Raw genomic sequence first — 19,535 nt, 5'->3', positions numbered from 1 at the left:
AGCACGCCTCAACCTCCCCGTGTCAAATCCTGGCAATGAGCGCGAGGCCAGCGCCAGCGGCAAATCCCACAAGAGCGAACAGCAGCAGCAGCAAGGGTTTCAACTCGCCGTTCTTGCGCTTCTGCAACGCAGTCAGGTTCTTCTCCATTCCCGCCACCACCCCATCCAGCCGCATCAAATGGACATCGAGATCGTTCAGCCGCTGGCCGATATCCACCCAGAGACTTTCGACGGCGTTTCTGACGTCGGTCAGGCCAGTCCCGGTCTTGTCGGCATCGATTTCCGGTGCGCGCTGCAGCGAGCGCTGTGAGACCTGCAGCTGCCGCTGCGACGCCATCAGTACGTCGAGCTTGTCGAGCACTTTCGCCAGCGGCGCGGCGATCAGAGCTTCGGCCGCCTGCTCGTCCGGCTGCGGAACGCGCAGGGGCTGCTCGGAACCGCTTCCATTTCGCGCCACGACCACGAGATCGTTCGCGCGCGACTGGACGGGATCGGGCAATGCTATTTCAAATGCGTGATTACCGTCGCCGATACCGTTGCGCCGCAGGTCGGGACGATTGCGATCGGCAACCGTTTCGGCAATCACCTTTCCATCGAGCAGGACGCGGATGGTCAGTCGTTGGTCCGGCGAAACCGGGTCGAACGCCCAGCCGAAGATCCGGCCCATGTCGATGGCATCCACCCGGCCGTTCATCGGCTTGGCGTTGTCCTGTTCGGATGCGGCATCCGGTCGTTCAGCGGGACTTGCCATGAGTTCTCCTATGCCGGAAGCAGTGCCGGCTCGATCCGCTTGAGGTAGCGGCGGGCGGTCGTATCGATGTCGTCGGGCTTGCGAGCGTTTTCGGCGAACTGGCGCAGCAGGTTCGGCTGTTCCAATATGCTACGCATAGCCGCGGCGAGTGCTCGCGCATCGTTGGGTGGCACAGTCAGGCCGTTGACGCCGTGCTCGATCATTTCAGCCATGCCCCCGATGTTGCTGGCGATGACCGGACGCCCCTGAGCCTGGGCTTCCTGAATGACCAACGGCGCGTTCTCCCACCAGACGGAAGGAACAATGGTGCAATCGACCGCGGCCACCAGATCGCCGATATCTTCTCGTCGATAAGGACCCCGGGGCTGAACGCATTCCGCCGTTTCGGCGAAGCGGCGATCGACCTCGTCGACGAAGGTCTTGCTCTGGAATGGCGCGCCGCCATGGACGCGCAGCTCGAATTCGTGGCCATCGGCCAGAAGCTGGCGCGCGGCGTCGAGCAATACGGTCACCCCTTTCCAGGGATTGAGATTTCCGAAATAGCCGAAGATAGGCCGCCCGCCTTCGAGCAGCTCTCGTTGCGCGCCGGCCTTTCGGACCGGGATGCCATTGGGAATGACGCTGACCGCATCTTCGTCCAATCCCCACTGCACGAAGCGATCCTTTAGAAAAGCGCTTGGTGATACGAAGTGGTCAACCGTGCTCAGCAGGGCCTTCAGGTGCCGTTCGCGCAGGACAAAGCGATCGAGGGGAATGTCCTTGAAGCAGCCATGGCAGCGGTCCGGGCTGGCTTGATGGCAAAGCTCCTTGGTGCCGGTGCGCACCATCAGGCCGTCATGATGGCAAATCGGGTAGTAGTCATGGAGCGTCATGACGATCTGGCAGTGGGGCAGGGTGCGGCGGATAATGTGAGGGAACTCAGCGCCAAGCAGCAACAGGTGGTGGATGTGGACTACATCCGGTCGGAACTCGCGCAGCAAGTCCGTTATATCGGGCACCACGCCATAGAGGTCGATCTGGCTCATGAAAAAGTGGTCGAAGTGTCCCGACCACAGCAGGAGCTCGTCTCCCGCCGGGCCGACGCCCTGAAAGCTGGTGCCCGGCCTCGCCTCGCGATGGATCTGGTTCGTGGCACCGAGAAACAGAGCCTCGTGCCCAGCGCGCTGGTAGGCGCGAAACAAGTCGTGGGCGAATATCTCCGTTCCACCCGGATGGAGGGACGGATGGTTGTGGGCGGCCACCAGAATGCGCTTGCTCATCGACCATTTCCCCGGCGCTTTGCCACGATGAAGTCCTGATGGTGGCCAGCGTTTGTGCCGCGCCAACGGCCAAGCGATTTCAGCGCGACGGAGAGACCGGCCCGTTCGAGCGCCTTGTCCAGAAAGCCTTCTTCGAAGCCGATTGCGGCAAGCGGTGGCTGGTTGGGTACGAACCAACATGGGCTTTCGCGATAGCGACGGAAAGCGAGACGCGGATCGCGCCGTCCGTTTTCGTTTGCCGCGGCGATGCCGTCGACCACGAACGCGGTCATGAACAAGCGGCCCCCGGGTGACAGCACTCGGCGGACCTCGGAGAGGTATACAAGCACCTCCGCGGGCGGCAAATGAGTGACCACGGACGTCATGATGACGAAGTCGAAATGATGATCGGGAAAGGGCAGCGCCAGCGCCCTTCCGCTGATCTTGCCGTTCGGGTTGTAGAGCTCGTGCGCGATATCCAGTCGGTGAAAGGCGAAATTGGGGTAGGCGGGCGTGATCGTACGCTGGCACCAGCCGATGCCGCCCTCGACCGGGTCGAGCCCATCGTAGCGGCTCTTTTGCTGATCGAGATACTGGGTGAGCGGCACCGCCATCCTGCCGATACCGCAACCAATGTCCAGCACGCGGCTGTCTTCGCGCAGGCCGCCGATGCGAATAAAGTAACCGAGAAACTCCGCCCCTATCGCGCGAAAATCACCGTCTCCGACGACGACGTTGGTTGAATCCGGTTGCGGCAGAAAACGATTGCACCGAACGGAATCGATGAGCCAGCGAACACGGTCTTCATCGATCAGCCGGGCCGGCGCGGGCGGATGCATGAGTGCCGCTTGCGTCACGCCGCGCTCCTTTCCGGGATTCTCCCACCAGTGGCGGCGTGTCGATCCGGGTCTTTGCCGAATTGAATCGCCATCAGTTCGGTGATGTCGTCCTCCCAACGCTGGGTGTGTAGCCATGAATTGTATTGGCTTGCCACGCCGCGCATGTAGTCCTCGCTGCGGCGGATCGAGCGACGCTCGAAATGATAAAGGCACGCTGCCGGTTCGTAGACTATCTGGAGCCCGAGGCGACGGATCTTGAGGCACAGGTCGCTGTCTTCGTAGTCGCCGATCACGTAGTCCTCGGTGTAACCACCAACGCTCTCGTAAGTGTCCCTGCGGGTCACGAGGCAAGCGCCGGTGACGCCGGGAACCTCGCGGGCATGCTGCGCCGGCGCGTAGTCGCGCGGCATGCCCTTGTGGAAATGGTGGTTCAGCCAGATCCCGCGCTGGTCGCGGCCAAAGTAGAGCCCGGCATGCTGCAGCGATCCGTCTTCGAAAATCAGCTTCGGGCCGATCGCGCCCAGGTTTGGCCTTTCCAGCAACGGACGCGACAACACTTGGAGCCAGCCTGGCGCTGACGGCACAACATCCGAATTGAGCATCACCAGAATGGCGCCGCGTGCAAAACGTGCGCCGGCATTGCAAGCGCGCGCGTAGCCTCCGTTGCGATTCATCACGACGAACTTCATCGCTAGTCCGTGCAGAAGGTGCAGGCCGCCCAGCAGGTGCTCCGTCTCGTCCTGAATTTCCGGGGAATCGAGGACATAGATGATCTCAGCGTTGTCGGCGAGCCACGGATCCGTCGCCATCCCGGATAACTGGAAACGCAGGAAGTCGAGAACCCGGTATAGTGGGACTACGATGGAAACGAGGGGCGCACCTTTGGGAATGCCGTAGTCCTTGGTGCGGCTGACCTCTATGGTCTTGCCCAATCGCCGCTCGACATTCTGCAAGGAGGGGGCGAGGATTGTACGGAAGGCGCGGTCGACCGCATGCTGCGGGGGCACGGCGCGAAGGAGGTGGTTTCGTTGCATTGCGGCCTCGAAGGCCTGTGGCTTCGGGACGAGAGCCATTGTCGCTCCAGAGGCGAGGCGCATCTGAAATCGTGGCTGCAGCAGCGGCCCGGGCGATTCTGTCAGAGGGACCCAGGCAACGAAACCGGTCACATCGGTCTTACTCTTTTCATCGGTCCCTTGCGCCCATGCCGGAAATTCGTAGCTGTTCCCGTCGAGCGGCACGGCCGTGCCGTCCTCTTTGAGGTAATCGATGCCGGCGAAGGCGGTTGACGGCGCATGGAACCAGCCGCCGGCCAGAAGACCGCCGTCGAGCACCAGTGCGAGATCGACTTCTCCGGACGGATGCATCGATGACTTGGCGATCCGGCTTGTCGCCAGTGGTGCGCGAACTTGCAGGTCGATCGCCATGGCCGCGCCGTTTTCCGGCAACGCGGCGAGCCGACGGACAATCATTTCGCGCAACTCCACCGCCTGGCGGTTTTTATCCCACCAACTCTGAAGGCTGGAATAGCGAGACTTGCCGTCGGCGAGCTGGCGGATGGCGACGCCATTCTTGCTCAGAAGGACGATGAGCAACGGAGGAGATGGGGAAGGCGCATCCGTGATGAAATGGCACGATCGCGAGCCGTGTTTCGCATTGCGCCCGAGGACAACCCTTACGGCCAGGCGTGTGATCGACGCCGCGCCGACCGCATAGATCGCTGTGATGTCGCCCAGATCCGGATTGATGGTCGTCTCAATCAGATGGCGCCCTTGCGCAACCTGACACACGATGCTGGCGGACTGCGGTTCGGGTACGAGCACGTGAAGAGCGTCTTCAACCACCATGCTGAACAGATCGTCGCTGGCAATGCGGAAGGCGCTTCGCCACACAGTCAGGAGATTGTTGACGAACTTGATGCGAGCATCTGGCGCGAGATCAGCGAATAGGGCCTCAACATCGAGCGGCGCGAGCATGCGCGCCGGCTGCATCACGATGGTATCAATCGTGCAACCGTCTTCAGTGCAGATGTCTACGCTCTCCGGCTGCTTTCCTGGCCTCATCGCCCAGAACATGCGTTGCCGTCCGTTGCCAAGCGGGAGCGTCATGCTGACGAGCGGTACCGGCGACTGGTCCATGGACAACAGGCACCTTGTGGCTGAGGGAAGGGCTGGGGGGAGATCCAAGATGAGGACGGCCAGATCGGCGCCGAGCCGAAAAATCTCTGCATTCCTGAAATCGCCCGTGGCGTTTATCGATACGTCGAACGTCACACGCTATCCTCTGAATTGGAATGGCGCGCCCCACGGGAGGAAGCAGGGCGCGCGGTTCACGCTCAGTGAACTGTGAAGTAGTGCTCGGGATTTGCCTGGATGTCGTCGGCATCGACATTGACCAGGGTGAGCGTGTCACCATGTCCGAGATCCACGACGACATTGCCGCCGACCTGGGTGATACGCGAGGCCAGGTCGTCGGGCGAAGACACGTCGAGGCCATTGATGCCCTTCGAGATCTGCAGCAGATCCTCGCCCGCGGTAAAGTCGAGAATGACGTCATTGCCGCCGCCGCCGTCGAAGACGAAGACGTCATGGCCAGCACCGCCTGCCAACACATCGTTGCCGGCGCCGCCGTCGAGGATGTCGCCACCATCGCCGCCATAGAGGATGTCGTTGCCCTTGCCGCCGGACAGAAGGTCGTTTCCGTGTCCGCCGAAAAGGATGTCGTTGCCCTTGTCGCCGTACAGAAGGTCATCCCCCCAGCCACCGACGAGGGTGTCGTGACCGTCTTCACCGTTCAGCAAGTCGCTGCCCTCACCGCCGAACAGGGTATCGTTTCCCTTTCCGCCGAACAGCAGGTCGTCACCATCATCGCCGAACACGATGTCGTGTCCGTTGCCGCCGCTCACGAAATCATCGCCCCCATGGGCGCGAATGAAGTCGCTGAAACGGGAGCCGAACAGGGCGTCGTGGTATGCACCGCCTTCCAATGTTGCCATCTGCCTCTCCTCTTCAGGTTTCTATGCACGCGTTGCTCGCACGGGGGTGCGACAATTGCGCGCCAGGAATGTGCATTGCAACAAAGAACAACGCAAGCGTCCCATGAAGAGAAAACGTCTAGTTTTGAGAAATAAATTTCTTATTTTAAGTCATAGTAATACATTGTTTCATAAATGTCGGCTTTTATAACGTAAAATTCCCGCAGTTTACTTGCAAATAACTTCAAAAATTGAAACAAACTACAATTGATATGTCGCGAGTCTATTTTCATTTCCTAGTCTTCTCTGAAGGCACGATTGAAACTCTCGGCGACGGGAGAGGTAAGGTATTCGATCGCAAGGCGTGACTTGTGGATGATCAGCACCTCCGCGGGCATGCCGGGATAGAGGCGGACATCGGGGTTTGCCTTGAAGGACGACGCGTCGATTTTGGCGCGCGCGACGAAAAACGCGGAATTTGACTTCTCATCGACCGACTGGTCCGCGGCGACATATGTGATGGCGCCTTCCATGGGCAGGCGGGAACGCTGATTATAGGCTGTCAACCGGATTTGCGTTTTGGAGCCCACGGCGATGCTGTCGATGTCACGAGGATTGACGCGCATTTCGATCAGTAGCGGCTCGTTTTCCGGAACGATCTCGAGCAGAGCCTGGCCGGGCGTGACCGCGCTGCCAGGGGTGCGCAGGAAGATGTTGCTGATGATCCCGTCCTGCGGAGAGCGGATCTCAAGACGCCGCAGCACGTCGTTTGAAGCCGTGATCTGCTCTTCGACATCCGCGAGCTCGACACGCGCCGTCGTGATTTCGCCGGCAATCGTCGACTGAAACTCGCTTTCGATCCCGGTCAGCGCAAGCTGTGCACCTGCTGCGGCCTTTTCTGCCCGGGCCCTGTCGCCGGCGAGTTCGCTCCGCTCCCGCGTAACCCCGCTGAGCCGGGCCTCGATCTCGATGAGTTGCGTGCGCGATACGGCACCTTTTTTCTCCAACGTCGCCAACGCCGACCGCTGCTCGTTGATGAGGCCGAGCTGCTGGTCGATCGCCTCGATCTGGATGCCGAGTGATTTCGCTTGTTCGAGGTACTCCTCGATGGTTTTTCTCTGGACCTCTATCCGCCCGGCCTGCATCTCGCGCCGCTTTTCGAAAAACACCGTCTCCGCCCTCATGGCGTCGTCGACGGCGACGTCCTCGGCATCGCCGAGTTCAGGTGGAAAGATGATCCGCGACATGTTGGTCTGCTCGTCCTTCAATCGCGCCAGTTTCGCGATCAGGCCGATGCGCCGGATTTGGAGTGACCGCAGGCTGGAACGGGCGCGTGTATCCTCCAACTCGATCAGGGGTTGTCCGGCGGACACCTTATCGCCCTCCTGAACCCGCAACCGGCTCATGACGCCGCCTTCGAAATGGCTGACGGTTTTTCGCTTCGAATCGACGATGACCGTGCCGCTGGCGACCGTCGCGCTGCTGAGTTCGGTCGAAAGCGCCCAGGCAAAAAAACCACCGAAGGACACCACGATCGTGGCCATCCCCGAGATGACAAGACGGCGGAGCGGCGAGCGGGTATCAAATTGGTCGAATTCCAGGTCCGCAGGGCTGACACTCAGCGGCACCGGCTGATGCGTCTGTAGACGCCGTTCGGAAAGGTCGGGGCGGGCTGCAAGGGGCTTCTTCTCCGTCATTGCGCAGCCACCTCGCGGCGTGCTTCGCCCGCGGTTGTGGCTGGAACCACGTCCGTCCGCGGCCCGAACTGCGTGATGCGGCCGTTTTCAAGCACGAGCAGTTTGTCGGCGACCTGCATGATGGCTGGCCTATGGGCGATTATAATGACGATGGCGCCGTCCTCGCGCGCGTGCTGGATCGCGCGGATAAGGGCCCGCTCGCCAATCGCATCCAGGTTTGCGTTCGGCTCGTCGAGCACGATGAGGCGAGGCCGGTTGTAGAGGCAACGTGCCAACGCTATGCGCTGCCGCTGTCCTCCCGAAAGGGTCAGGTGTCCGTCACCGACGGGCGTATCGTAGCCCAGTGGCAGGCGTCCGATCATCTCGTGGATGTCGGCCAATCGCGCCGCCTCCAGCACCTTGTATGGATCGCTGTCCGCCATCCGCCCAATGTTTTCTCGAATCGAGCCCTCCAAGAGGGAGACGGATTGCGGTAGATATCCGACCACTTGGCCGAACGAGCTGCGCTCCCAGAGATAGGTGTTGTTGCCGTCGAGGAAGACACCGCCTGACGTGGGGCGCAAGATCCCGACCAGCAGCCGGGCAAGCGTCGATTTGCCAGCCGCGGAGGGACCGACCACACCCAGGACCTCGCCCGGGGAGAGGGAGAACGAAATGCCCTTGATGATCGGCACATCCAGCCCCGGGGCTGCGTAAACCAGTTTGTCGACGACGATGTCGCCAGACGAATGCGGCGTGGGCATCGTTTGGCGAATAGCAAGGTCCGCCTTGAGGGTGGCCTCAAGGCGACGCCAGCCTGCGATCGCCAGCACCCACTGCCGCCAATTGTCGATGACCGAATCGAAAGGTATCAGGAGGCGTCCGACAAGGATGCTCGATGCCATCATTGCGCCGGGCGTGATTGCCTGCTCCAGCACCAGGAACGCTCCGGCCGCCAGGGTGATGATCTGGATGGAATAGCGGAGGCTACGGGTGATGGAAGACATCGCCTTGCTCCTGATCCCACTCGCTTCAAAGCCGTCGAGGGCTTGCATTTGCAGGGCGCGCCAACGATTCGCCAGGGCCGGCAGCATGCCCATTGCCTCGATAGCCTCGGCATGTCTGAGTGATGCGCCAATCTTCGAGATAGCTTCAACATTTGTCTGGTTCGCTTCCTTGGTGAGTTGGCGTGTCAGCATGTCCGTGATCAGGCCGCCGCAAAGGAGCAGCGCCGCGGAGACGGCCCCGATGAGGCCGAACAGCGGATGCAGAACGAAAAGGGCGCCGAGGAAGATCGGTGACCACGCCGCGTCGAGGGGCGCGGTTACCGCTGACGAGGTCAGGAAGCTTCGCAGTTCCGCGATGTCCCGAAGCGACTGGGTCGCGCGCGACAGGCCCTGGTCAACGGAGGCCTGAACGGCGGCGGCAAGAACTGGCATGTTTAAACGGCGCACGAGTGCGCCACCGATGGCTTGGAAGGAGAGGGCGCGGATGAATTCCAGAACACCGAGCACCACAAGGGCGCCGATCGCCAAAATCATGAGCATGACCAGCGTCTCCATGCTCTGACTGTTGAGGACCCTGTCATGAACTTGCAGCATGAAAATGGGCATCGTAAGTTGCAGCAAATTCAGGCACACGCTAAGCGCCGCCGCATATATTAGCCCAGACACGAATACGCGCTTCCCTTGCGCGATCAGCAAGCCTGGGTTGTTTTTCTCATTGCCTCCCAATGATTGACCCTTGCTTCTTGTCTCATTTTGAACAGTATCACGCATGGCGATTTGCCTTGAATTAACGTTGTGGCCATCTGCCGGAGGACGGAATTGGTTATAACCGGGCGGGAGTGTAGTATTGCTTCGGCCAATCTGGCATAGAAGGGCGGGGGTGTGCAAGGTCACACTAATTGTGGTCGATGGACATATTTGAAGATTACTTCAATTTTTGAAGTATTTTTCCAACACGGAGAATATAGTGAACGACGATAGTGTGCTTAATCTTTCCGATCTGAATGACGATCTGAGAATTGGAAATAGGGGGCGGGCTGTGCAAGCAGATCCCGGGCATGCTCAAGATCTCGAGTTCGGTGACCTCCGGCAGATTACGTATTTCGAGCTCGCTCGCCTCATGGAGCGGGCAAGTCGACGGTTTTCAGGCCTGATCCGCGCGGAGCTCACCAAGCTTCGTGTAGATGATGTTGGGCCGGCGCAGGCGATGATACTGCTCGCAATCGGCGATTCGGAGCTTTCGGTCGCCGAGCTTCTGGAACGTGGGCATTATGTTGGTTCCAATGTTTCCTACTATTTGAAGCAGCTTGCCGACGGCGACTACATTGATCGCGTTGCCTCCCAGCGCGACAAGCGGTCCGCACGCATCAAGCTGACGGAGAAGGGCAGGCAGCTTAGGGCAAATCTCCGCGACGCGGCGATGGCCTACGAGCGTGCGGTGAAACGTGGTGATCAGGATCAACGGATGCTTGAGACGGCCTTCCAGACGCTGCACGAGCTTGAACTGGCCTGGGCCAACGCTTCACGGTTCGGCGTCTAAGCGGTGAGTGGTGCCGCGGGACTGGCCAAGGCGGACTAGACGCGATGCATGTGGCGTTTGTTCATCGCAGGGGCTTCGGCCAGTTCGCTGCCCTGGCCGCTCAACTCGCGCAGGCGGGCAACGAGGTCAGTCTTGTCACCGAGACCATAGACCGGAAGATCCCATCCGTTCGGGTCGTTCGACATCGAACGGAACCAGGCCCGCGCGCAAATCCGCACATGGCCCGGCACATGGGTATTCCGGATCACCACGCGCGAATCGGCCATCGTGTTGCCGAAACGCTCGATGCCATGGTGCGGCAAGGGCTAGCGCCGGACGTTGTCGTCGGCCATATCGGCTGGGGCAGCATGATGTTCTTGAAAGACGTGCTGCCACAGGTGCCCGCATTGGGATATTGCGAGTTCTTCTACCGGCCGGAAGGCGCCGACATCGGGTTTTCGCCCGACGATCAGCCTGATCTGGAGACGCGCAAGAGGCTGCGCCTGCGCAACATCGCGCAGCTCTTGTCCCTCGAGGCCATTGAGGCAGGTATCAGCCCCACCCATTGGCAGAAAAGCCTGTATCCCGCCGATGCCCAGGGGCGCATTTCAGTGTGCCACGAGGGTATCGATACGGTGCGGTTTCGACCGGATCCGACAGCATCGGTGACGCTTCCGGATGGACGTGTGCTCACTGCAGGCGGGCCTCCCATTGTCACTTTCGTCGCGCGCGACCTCGAGCCGTACCGCGGATTTCCACAGGCTTTGGAGGCTGCCGCCAAGGTTGCGCGGCAATGTCGCGACGCACTCTTCGTTTTCGTCGGCGGAGATGGCGTCAGCTATGGTGTGCCCCCGCCAGGCGGTGGGGCCTGGAAGGACCATCTCCTGGAGACGCTGGATATGCCACGGGAGAATATCCTCTTCCCCGGCGTGGTGCCGCATTCCGTTTTGCGGCGGCTTTACCAGATTTCGTCCGCGCACCTCTACCTGACCTATCCATTCGTTTTGTCTTGGTCGGTGCTGGAGGCAATGGCGTGCGGAGCCCTGGTCATTGGGTCGGATACCGCTCCTGTCCAGGAAGTAATACGCGACGGCCGGAACGGCCTGTTGGTGCCATTTTTTGACACGGACGCACTTGCCAAGGCCATTCTCGACGCCCTGAAGGAGCCGGAACGCTATTTCGGGATGCGCGCAGCCGCGCGCCGGACGGTCGAAAATCGCTTCCGGCTGACGGACTGCCTCGATCGGCAATGGGATATTCTCGAAGGGTTGATCGGAAAATCGTTTATCCGTCGCTCATGAATGAAAGTAATCGATTATTACTTTGATTGTTGAAGTATATCTGAAGTTATTTTCTTAAAAGTTGTCGATTTTTATTATTGTGCACCGCAATCGTAGTTGTTAGATTCTTGCTCGTGACGCCGCGATGATTTGAGAAAGAAACTGATTGTCTGGCGTCTCTGGTTTTTGTTCCGAAACAATTCTTCAGAGGCCGAAAGTGCGAGAGTTGATGTCCTCCGGCATTGGAAAACGACTGGCGACGAGAAAGCTGATAGCGGCATCGGATCGGGATCGGTCATGCTTCGAAGGCAGCGATATCGAGCATCTGATCGTTCACCTCGAGAATGGCCACTCTTCAGCGACATTGCGAAATGCATTTCCATTGATCGCCGTCGCCTTTTCCGACGATGGCGAGGCGGATCTGCAGGAGCGTCTGGCGCTGCTTGGATCGCTGGCGACGGTCCCCGCGGTTCCCCTCCAGCGGCTTGATCCCGTCAACAAGTCGGACAGTTTCGCGCTTCTGCGGGCGCTGGCCGAGGGTGGCGTCGGCCGGCTCGCCCAGTACAGCGCCTCGATCACCTCGGAGCTTGCGATCCTGCGCCGGGAGCGCGAAACGCTGCTGGAAAACTACCGGGCCCTTGAAGATGCGTTTCAGGCGCGAAACTGGGAGCCGGTTTCCGAGATCTTCTCCCACGATCCCTATGCCGATCCAAAGGACGACGGGATCGGGCAGCTGCTTGCCACCGCCTTTGTCGAGCAGCTGCTGCCGGTATCCAGCCTTGCCGTGGCTGGTTTTGCTCTTCACCTGCATTCGGTGCCCAGGGTCAGTGGAGAGCTCGTCGTCGCACTGAGCTACCTCGAAAGCGGCGAGGGGGTGGCCGAGTGGACCGTACCCTATGCGCAACTCGTGCCGAACTGGAATTTCTTCTCGTTGCCCCGTGCCTGCGGAGGGGCGGCGCGCACGCTTCGGCTGCGAATCTCCGCGACCGGACCCGAGACCGTCGGCGTTTCGCTCGGCTATCCGATCGCCGGCGAGCGCTATTCGGCGCGGTCGGAACTTCCGCATCCGGATCTCGACCTGCGCCCGCTGGCGTTCAAGGTGTTTACGGGACTGCCCGGCGTCAAGCCCGCCAACGCATTCAACATGATTGCGCCGAGCAATCTGCTAGAAGGTCAGTTCATCGTCGATTATCGTTTGCCGGTCGACACATTGAGCCAGATCGCGGACGTTTCGGTCACGCCCATCGTCCCGGAATTTCAGACCGTGCGCTTCCTTGAGCATGAGCATGCGATCGTCTGCCACCCGTTGGCGAGCGGCATATCCGCGGGCGCGGTCAGTCGCGCCGTCGAGCCCGGAACGATATCCTTCTCGGCAAGCGCCGTCATTGATCATCCTCAAGGTCAGCCCGCGGCGGTCGGCTTCCTGCTCGCCCCGGCGAATTCGAATGCGCGTTCCGAAGTGGCCGAGCTCGCGCGAAAGGGCGCGGCCAGGCCATCAGCATTCTTCAGCGGATGGCGCGAAGTCACGTCAAATCAGGTCGTCAACATCAACATCCAGCTGGAGCAGCCGGTCCGCGGCCCGATGGATCTGATGATCCTCAGCCGCGCAGTGACGGATTCGGTCGATTTCTCCTGGCTCAAGGTGTCCGGCTTCAGGCTGGTCAAGCAATCGACGGAAGCCGCCGATGTCCGGTAACAGGGAGCTCCCCGAACTGATCGCCGTGGCTATGCCCCTCTATGGTCACGCGGCACTCGCCCTGGAGGCGATCGAGTCCGTCCTTGCCTCGAATCTGAGTAGCTGCCGGGTCGTCATTGTCATCTCGGTCGACGGCGATCCGCGGCATGAGACGTTCGACCAACTATTGCTCTATGCCGCTGCCCATCCTTCCGTCCATGTCGTGATCGGCCAGAACGCCGGTCCGGGCGGCGCACGCAATCGCGCCATCGAATACGTTCTCGAGTGTTTTCCCGAGGCGAAGGCCGTCTATTTCCTGGATGCCGACAATCGCGTCCTTCCCGGCACCATCCAGACGCTTTACCGGCAGCTCCAAGCCAGTGGTTGCGGGTGGGTCTACACCAATATCGACACGTTTTCCGTCAGCTGGCGCGCCCACTACGGCAACCGCTATTCGCGGTTGGTCCACTGTATAACCGACAATATCTGCGACACGGGATCGATGATCTCGATCGACGTTTTCCAGTCGGGCGTCCGCTTCAACGACGACAGGCAGAACGGCTTCGAGGATTGGGAGTTCTGGCTGTCCTGCATCGAGCATGGCTTCGTCGGCACGCCCTGCCATGACACGGTCTTCGAATACAGGCTGCGGGCGGAGAGCCGCTTCAAGGAGGCGAACCGAGACCGCGCCACGTCGGTGAGCTTCCTGCGCAAGCGCCACAAATCACTATTCCAACGACCGATGCTGGTGGATTTCGAGCATGAGGAGTGCCCGCGCTACCTGTTTGCGCGAACGGAAGATACTGCGATCTCCTTCTTCACCGATCCCACCAAGCCACCGGCGATGCTTCGCCTCGACGACATCATCCGGGCGTTCTGGGCCAACATCGGCGAACCCGACAATGAACACTTCCCGCCATTCATGGTCGCCGGAAGCGGCGCGGCGCTCGACCTGCTGCGGCGTTCGCGCATGCTGCCGAATGTGCTTGCCCATCTTGAGCGCCTGAGCGAAAGCAGCAACGTCGTCTTCGTCCAACTTGCCAACGATGCCGCCCAGCGCAAGATCGAGCCGATCGTTCATGAAGCGGGCGCAGAACGGATCGGCCCCGCCGATCTCATCTTCCTTTCGACCCGGCTCATCCAAGACGTGGTCCAGAACAACGCGGTGGACTGGTTCGCTTCGATTGGCAGCCAGCAAGTATGGCCGACATCGACTGTACTGAAAGTGCGCTTCCCGTTTCCAAGAAGCCTCCCGCGCCGGTCTCTCATCACGCCTCAGCAGGTGATGATCAATTGCGTCAACGCGATTGCCGCGAGCCCCCTGCGTGAGACGGCGGGCAGGCGGTGGACCTGGCGCCCGGCACGGCTCGTGCCCTACGCCGATCTGCACAAGGCGCTGCGCAAGGAAGTTGGGGGATCACCGGTTCTGCCGCTCGGGCACAGCGAAGGCAAGCGGACCGTAGCACTGCTCGTGCCGAACGCCTCCTTCGGCGGGGCCGAGAAAGTCGTCTACGCGGCAGGCCGGGAATTGAAGGCGGCGGGTTACGAAACCCATCTCTTCGTGCTCGGCACGTCCCGGATGGATGTGATCGATGAGTTCGATTCCAGCTTCGACTACATTCACTTCTGGGACGCGGGAATTCCGGCCTGGGGAGGGTCGGGTTCCTTCCTGGGGCAGGACTTTATCGCCGAGGGGCATTCGGTCGATTGGGAGGCGCTGAAGGGACAGCTTTCCGGGTTCGACCTGGTCATCAACAATCACGTGATGGCCGTCCATCCCCTCATCGCACGACTGCGCGCCGAAGGCACGCGCACCGCCTGCTATCTTCACGTTGTCGACAATACGGCCTTCAAGAGGCCCGCCGGGCAGCCCTTCGCAGCGATTGCTCACGAACATTGCTACGATGCCTTCCTGACCTGCTCCGAACAGCTCAAGATCTATCTGCACAGCTACGGCGTCCCGCATGAGAAAGTTTTCGCCGTTGCCAATGGGGCGAGTTTCACGGTGCCGCCCAAAGCCCTGGCGGAGGTTCTGGCGGTCAGGCGCATCGAGCGCAAGGACGACCGGTTGCGGCTTCTCTACATGGGGCGGCTCGATCAGCAGAAGGGCATCGATCGACTGGCGTCGACGCTCGCGGAACTGCGGGCCTCCAACGTCTCCTTCGACGCCCGGGCCATTGGAGGGGAAATCCTTGCCGATTCCAGCTTGTCTTGGAGCGAACGATTGAAGGACCTCGGCGTCGACGTGCGTCCGCCCGTCTTCGCCAGCAAGGATCTGATCAAGGCGCTGGGCTGGGCCGACATTCTCGTCATGCCGTCACGCTGGGAGGGCGCGCCGCTGATGATCGCCGAGGCGCAACAGCTCGGCTGCGTGCCAATCGCGACTGCGGTCGGAGCCGTGGACGAACTCATTTCCGACGGCGAGGACGGCATACTCGTCAACGCGGCTTCCGATCCTCAGGTGGTGAGGGAGATGGCGCGGATCATCGAAGAGGTCGCGCACAATCGCGAGAGGCTCGCGCCGCTCATGGAGGGCTGCCTGCGGACTGCAGCGCGCCGGTCATGGGCTTCCTCCTTCTCGGACTTCATCGCGTGGAGCGATCGCTATGTGAATAACTCATCACTGTCCCGCGCCGCAGTCTTTCGCGAGCCGCCAGTGACAAATCCCGTGGTTGCGGCGATCGGCTGATTGCCGGGCCGCCCCCTGAAACAGAAAGGTCTAGTCGAATGCGTCCACGAATTCTCGTGACGGGTATTCCTGGTCACTACACGCGCCTTGCCAATGGCGCCCATGGCTTGTCCGTCTCCTATGCAGAGCGGCAGAAGCAGCCGGAATCGAAAGAGGATTTCCTGCAGGAGCTGCGCAACATCAGCAACACCGGCAACTACCTCATCGGTGAGGGCGCCCTGCGCGCACTTGCGCCGCATGCGAAGCAAGTCCCCTTCTGGCATCTCTACAATTTGAGCAAGAGCGGCGGCGGGTTCGACGAGTTCAACGCCAACTTCGACATCTGCGTCTTTACCTGCGCTAACCTGTTGCGCAAGGGGCTCTCCGCGGACGCCGAGGCGGAGGTCCTCAGCCGGCTCAACATGCCGATCGTCATGTTGGGCATTGGCCTGCAAAACCGCAAGGACCTGGAGAACAATCTTCCTGAAGGAACCAAGCGGCTCCTAGCCATCCTGAAGGAGCGGGAGCACTACTTCCTGACGCGCGGCTACGAGTCGGCCGGCTTCCTGAAGGACCAGGGCTTCTCCTTCGTGCGCCCGACCGGCTGCCCTTCCGTCTATTTCATGCCGGACAACATGCGCCGGTCCATGACGAAGCTGTCGAGCGTAAAGATCGGCAAGGCGCGGACGATCTTTTCAGGTTACCTCGGCGGCAATCAGGATGCGATCCTCGACGCCAATGCGCTGGCCCCACAGGACACAGTTCCGCAATACGTCGTTCAGGACGAGTTTCTCCACTTCGACATGGGGGTGGAGCCCAACGAAGAGGGTCGCGTCTATGATTCCGCATCGGGCCTGATGATCGGTGATCTGGCGTACCCCGGCACGGAGCGGGAGAAGCAGCGGTTCGAGGTTCGTACTTTCTACGACACCAACCAGTGGCGCGCCTGGGCCTCGTCGATGGACTTCAATCTCGGCCGTCGTTTCCACGGATCGATCATCGCCATGCAGGCGGCGGTGCCGAGCCTGATGGTGGCGGTGGACGACCGCATGCGTGAGATGCTCGGCTTCACCGGCCTGCCCGCCGTCGACATCAACGAGATCGACAAGGCGGAGAACCGCGCCGAGTTCGTGGCCGATCATCTGGCAAAGCTCAACACGAGCGAACTTGTCGACCGGTACTCCGACCGCGAACGCGCCTTCCGCACCACGCTACGTGAAATCGGCATCGGACACTAGCGGCCCCAGGGCCATCTCTTTTCGGTTCAGAGGACAGCTATGCGTATCTTGCTTACGGGAATCCCATCCTACCTGCAGCGGACGATTGCGGACGTCTCCGGCACGACCGTCATCCATCGGCCCTATTTCGACGAGGCCAGGACCAGGAAAGGCCTGATCTCGCAGGTCAGGAAGATCGCCAACACCGGCAATTACCTGATCGGCGAAGGCGCGGCCGAAAGCCTGCGCGGCCATGACGTCACCTATCTGCCGTTCTGGCATCTCGTCAACAATCGGGATTCGAACGAGCTCTACGAACGCGTGAACCGCGAATTCGACTTGTGCGTTTTCGCCTCCGCCAATCTCCTGCGGCCCGGTTATTCCGCCGATCTCGAAGCGGAGATCTTCGCCAAGCTGAAGATGCCGGTCGTGGTGATGGGCATCGGCATTCAGCGCAAGGAGGGCCTCAAGGAGCAGCTGCCGGCTGGCACGCTAAAGTTCCTGGAGGTCTTGAGAAACAAGGAAAGCTTCTTCCTCACGCGGGGCTATTTCACCGCCGAGTTCCTGAGAGAGCAGGGAATGAAGTTCGTCAAGCCAACCGGCTGCCCGTCGCTCTACTTCTCGCCGAACGACATGAAGCGCTCGCTCTCGGCGCTTGCCAATCCGGGACTGTCTGAAGCCCAGAAGATCGCCTTCGGCGGCTATCTCGGCAGCGTTGCCGATACGATCGTCGATGCCCACGCGCTTCTCAAACCCGACAGCGTCGCAAGCTATGTCGTCCAGGACGAAGTGGTTGCCTACAATCTCTCTCTGACCGGCGACGACAACGACATCGTCTATGACCGGGCGAGCGGGCGTATCACCGGGGGGACCGAATACAAGCATTCGGAGAAATGGCAGCGGAAACACGAGCTGCTGGTCTATTTCGACACGAACCAGTGGCGAACCGCGATGTCCGCGCGCGATCTCTGCTTCGGTCGTCGTTTCCACGGCTGCATTATCGGCATGCAGGCCGGCACGCCCGCGCTTATGATCGCGGTCGATGACCGAATGCGGGAAATGCTGGAGTTCATCGGCTTCCCCTATATCGAGGCGGCCACTTGGAACAGGGAGGTGGACAAGCGCGCTTATCTCGCCAATTTCCTCGGCAAGATCGACACGCAGGCCGTGATTGACCGCTATTCCGCCTGCGAGGCGAATTTCCGAAATGCTCTGGGGCAGATCGGACTTTGAGCAGATGACGGCGAGGCTGCGATTGCGCGCGCTACTCGCTTGCGCGCTGGCAGCGCTCTGGGCGTTGGCCCCGGCGCGGCCGGCGGACGCAGACGGTGTGCTCGCCGATCGCATCGGCATTAACCGGGTAAACCTTGCCTGGCTTTCCCGCGCCGATCAGGAGCGGGTGCTGAAGGAGATAGCGGCAAGCGGCATCACCCATGTCCGACTTTCACTGTCGAGACCGGTGGGCAAAAGCATCGAAGCGCTCGAAATTGCGGATCGGCTCGGGCTGAAGATCCTCCTCGAGATCCAGCTCGGGAACAAGGACTACTATCCGCCGGAGACGCGCCCTCGGACCGGTTTCGGCCGCGTCTGGGACGTTCAACGGCTTTCGGATCTCGACCTCGATCTTTACCGTGCGCACCTGCGCGCGGCGCTTCGCCGTATCGACGGCATGGGCATCCGCGTCGACGCCGTCGAGCCCGGAAACGAGATAAATTACAGCGCCTACAATGGCGACCTCGTGGTCTACGAAAAGCCTGGGCGGCGCACGCCGCGCAGGGTTTCGGAAGTCGCAAATCGCTCGGCGTTCGAGCGCGGCCTCGACGCCTATATCGGCACCGTCCGCGTCACCCGGGAAGAATTGCGGGCGACGGTCCACAGCGGCGACGCGCTTCTGATTTCAGCCGGGCTTTCCGATGCCGGCACTGCCGAGGCAGATCGCCGTGGCATGGAACGGCTCGATCCCTCGGCGATTATTTCGCTCCTGCGGGGGCGGGGGATCGACGCGCTGGTCGATGGCTACGGCATCCATGTCTACCCAGGGCGCAAACGTGACGCGGCGCTTGCGCGCTACGTGACGACGGTCCTCGATTTTTGCCAGCCCGAAGGGCAGGGCAGGCCGTGCTGGGTGACCGAATGGGGCATTGCCAACACCGCGCTGTCCTGCCCGCTCGACGACCGTGAGCGGGAAGAGGCGGTCCGTGCCGTGCGCCGCGCCTTCTCTGAGATGATGGAGGAAGGGAGGCTGGAAGCAGCCTTCTACTACGACTGGGACACGCAACCGGTCTACAGCGTTTGGCGCTGCGGCGTCTTAAGCCCAGCCGGAGTCGCGGCCACCGAAACGAATACCGGCGGTGGGGTGGCAAGAGGATCGCCGTAGCCGGGAACCGGGCCAAGTCGCCCTCGCTTTGATGGAACGGGCACGCGCGTTGCCCCACCTCGAGCTACTTACCTTGCGACGCCCAGAGCTTGATCTGGCCCGGTCCGAGACCAGCCTGCCGGCGTCTATGGGATCAACGCGGTTGGCGCCAGGGCAGTCGCCGAGGCGGCGAACCGTCTCGCCCAAAACCCCGCGGCGCGCTGTCGACAGACTGTAAACCCGAATATGCCCGGCGGCCCGAAAGCCCTCTCACGAAAACAACTCCCGGAAAAGCAGGGGGCCGGCCTCTTCCTCCGCGAGGGCCGCGCTGTTGGCAG

The 19,535-nt window shown here is 61.1% G+C and carries 14 protein-coding genes; 7 read left to right on the top strand and 7 right to left on the bottom strand.

The annotated features are described in order from the left end of the window. Nucleotides 1-22 precede the first annotated feature (22 nt). From PMI09_RS26680 to PMI09_RS26650, 7 genes are all read right to left on the bottom strand, one after another. On the bottom strand, nucleotides 23-751 hold the full coding sequence (locus PMI09_RS26680; RefSeq protein ID WP_007801692.1) for a hypothetical protein: 729 nt from the start codon (nucleotides 749-751) through the stop codon (nucleotides 23-25). An 8-nt stretch (nucleotides 752-759) separates the two neighbouring features. Then, nucleotides 760-2,010, bottom strand: a complete 1,251-nt coding sequence (locus PMI09_RS26675) for a glycosyltransferase family 4 protein (protein ID WP_007801690.1) — start codon at nucleotides 2,008-2,010, stop codon at nucleotides 760-762. Continuing rightward, nucleotides 2,007-2,846, bottom strand: a complete 840-nt coding sequence (locus PMI09_RS26670; protein ID WP_007801688.1) for a class I SAM-dependent methyltransferase — start codon at nucleotides 2,844-2,846, stop codon at nucleotides 2,007-2,009. The genes PMI09_RS26675 and PMI09_RS26670 overlap by 4 nt, the downstream gene beginning before the upstream one ends. After that, nucleotides 2,843-5,098, bottom strand: coding sequence for a glycosyltransferase family 2 protein (locus PMI09_RS26665; protein ID WP_007801687.1), 2,256 nt, complete (start codon nucleotides 5,096-5,098; stop codon nucleotides 2,843-2,845). The genes PMI09_RS26670 and PMI09_RS26665 overlap by 4 nt, the downstream gene beginning before the upstream one ends. Before the next feature lie 62 nt (nucleotides 5,099-5,160). Then, nucleotides 5,161-5,820, bottom strand: a complete 660-nt coding sequence (locus PMI09_RS26660) for a calcium-binding protein (protein ID WP_007801684.1) — start codon at nucleotides 5,818-5,820, stop codon at nucleotides 5,161-5,163. 275 nt (nucleotides 5,821-6,095) lie between these two features. Next, nucleotides 6,096-7,496: an HlyD family type I secretion periplasmic adaptor subunit gene (locus PMI09_RS26655; RefSeq protein ID WP_007801682.1), complete on the bottom strand. Its 1,401-nt coding sequence runs from the start codon at nucleotides 7,494-7,496 to the stop codon at nucleotides 6,096-6,098. Beyond that, entirely contained in the window at nucleotides 7,493-9,253 is a 1,761-nt protein-coding gene (locus tag PMI09_RS26650; RefSeq protein WP_007801680.1) for a type I secretion system permease/ATPase, read from the bottom strand. The genes PMI09_RS26655 and PMI09_RS26650 overlap by 4 nt, the downstream gene beginning before the upstream one ends. A gap of 268 nt (nucleotides 9,254-9,521) precedes the next feature. Between PMI09_RS26650 and PMI09_RS26645 the strand changes: the two genes are divergently transcribed. The 7 genes from PMI09_RS26645 to PMI09_RS26615 all read left to right on the top strand — a co-directional run bounded on the left by PMI09_RS26645 (nucleotide 9,522) and on the right by PMI09_RS26615 (nucleotide 19,218). After that, nucleotides 9,522-10,022: a MarR family transcriptional regulator gene (locus tag PMI09_RS26645; RefSeq protein ID WP_244423833.1), complete on the top strand. Its 501-nt coding sequence runs from the start codon at nucleotides 9,522-9,524 to the stop codon at nucleotides 10,020-10,022. Between the two features lie 44 nt (nucleotides 10,023-10,066). Then, entirely contained in the window at nucleotides 10,067-11,302 is a 1,236-nt protein-coding gene (locus tag PMI09_RS26640; RefSeq protein WP_007801675.1) for a glycosyltransferase family 4 protein, read from the top strand. A gap of 208 nt (nucleotides 11,303-11,510) precedes the next feature. Further along, nucleotides 11,511-12,977, top strand: a complete 1,467-nt coding sequence (locus PMI09_RS26635; protein WP_007801673.1) for a DUF6212 domain-containing protein — start codon at nucleotides 11,511-11,513, stop codon at nucleotides 12,975-12,977. Continuing rightward, nucleotides 12,967-15,645, top strand: coding sequence for a glycosyltransferase (locus PMI09_RS26630; protein ID WP_007801671.1), 2,679 nt, complete (start codon nucleotides 12,967-12,969; stop codon nucleotides 15,643-15,645). The genes PMI09_RS26635 and PMI09_RS26630 overlap by 11 nt, the downstream gene beginning before the upstream one ends. A 38-nt stretch (nucleotides 15,646-15,683) precedes the next feature. Beyond that, on the top strand, nucleotides 15,684-16,862 hold the full coding sequence (locus tag PMI09_RS26625) for a polysaccharide pyruvyl transferase family protein (protein ID WP_007801669.1): 1,179 nt from the start codon (nucleotides 15,684-15,686) through the stop codon (nucleotides 16,860-16,862). Between the two features lie 39 nt (nucleotides 16,863-16,901). After that, nucleotides 16,902-18,074 (top strand): polysaccharide pyruvyl transferase family protein, encoded by a 1,173-nt coding sequence (locus PMI09_RS26620; RefSeq protein ID WP_007801667.1) that lies wholly within the window; start codon nucleotides 16,902-16,904, stop codon nucleotides 18,072-18,074. 4 nt (nucleotides 18,075-18,078) lie between these two features. Further along, entirely contained in the window at nucleotides 18,079-19,218 is a 1,140-nt protein-coding gene (locus PMI09_RS26615) for a hypothetical protein (protein ID WP_052026611.1), read from the top strand. Nucleotides 19,219-19,535: the final 317 nt, after the last annotated feature.

The organism is Rhizobium sp. CF122 (assembly GCF_000282035.1).
Classification (GTDB): Bacteria; Pseudomonadota; Alphaproteobacteria; order Rhizobiales; family Rhizobiaceae; genus Rhizobium.
This window is presented reverse-complemented; position numbering and strand designations above follow the sequence as displayed.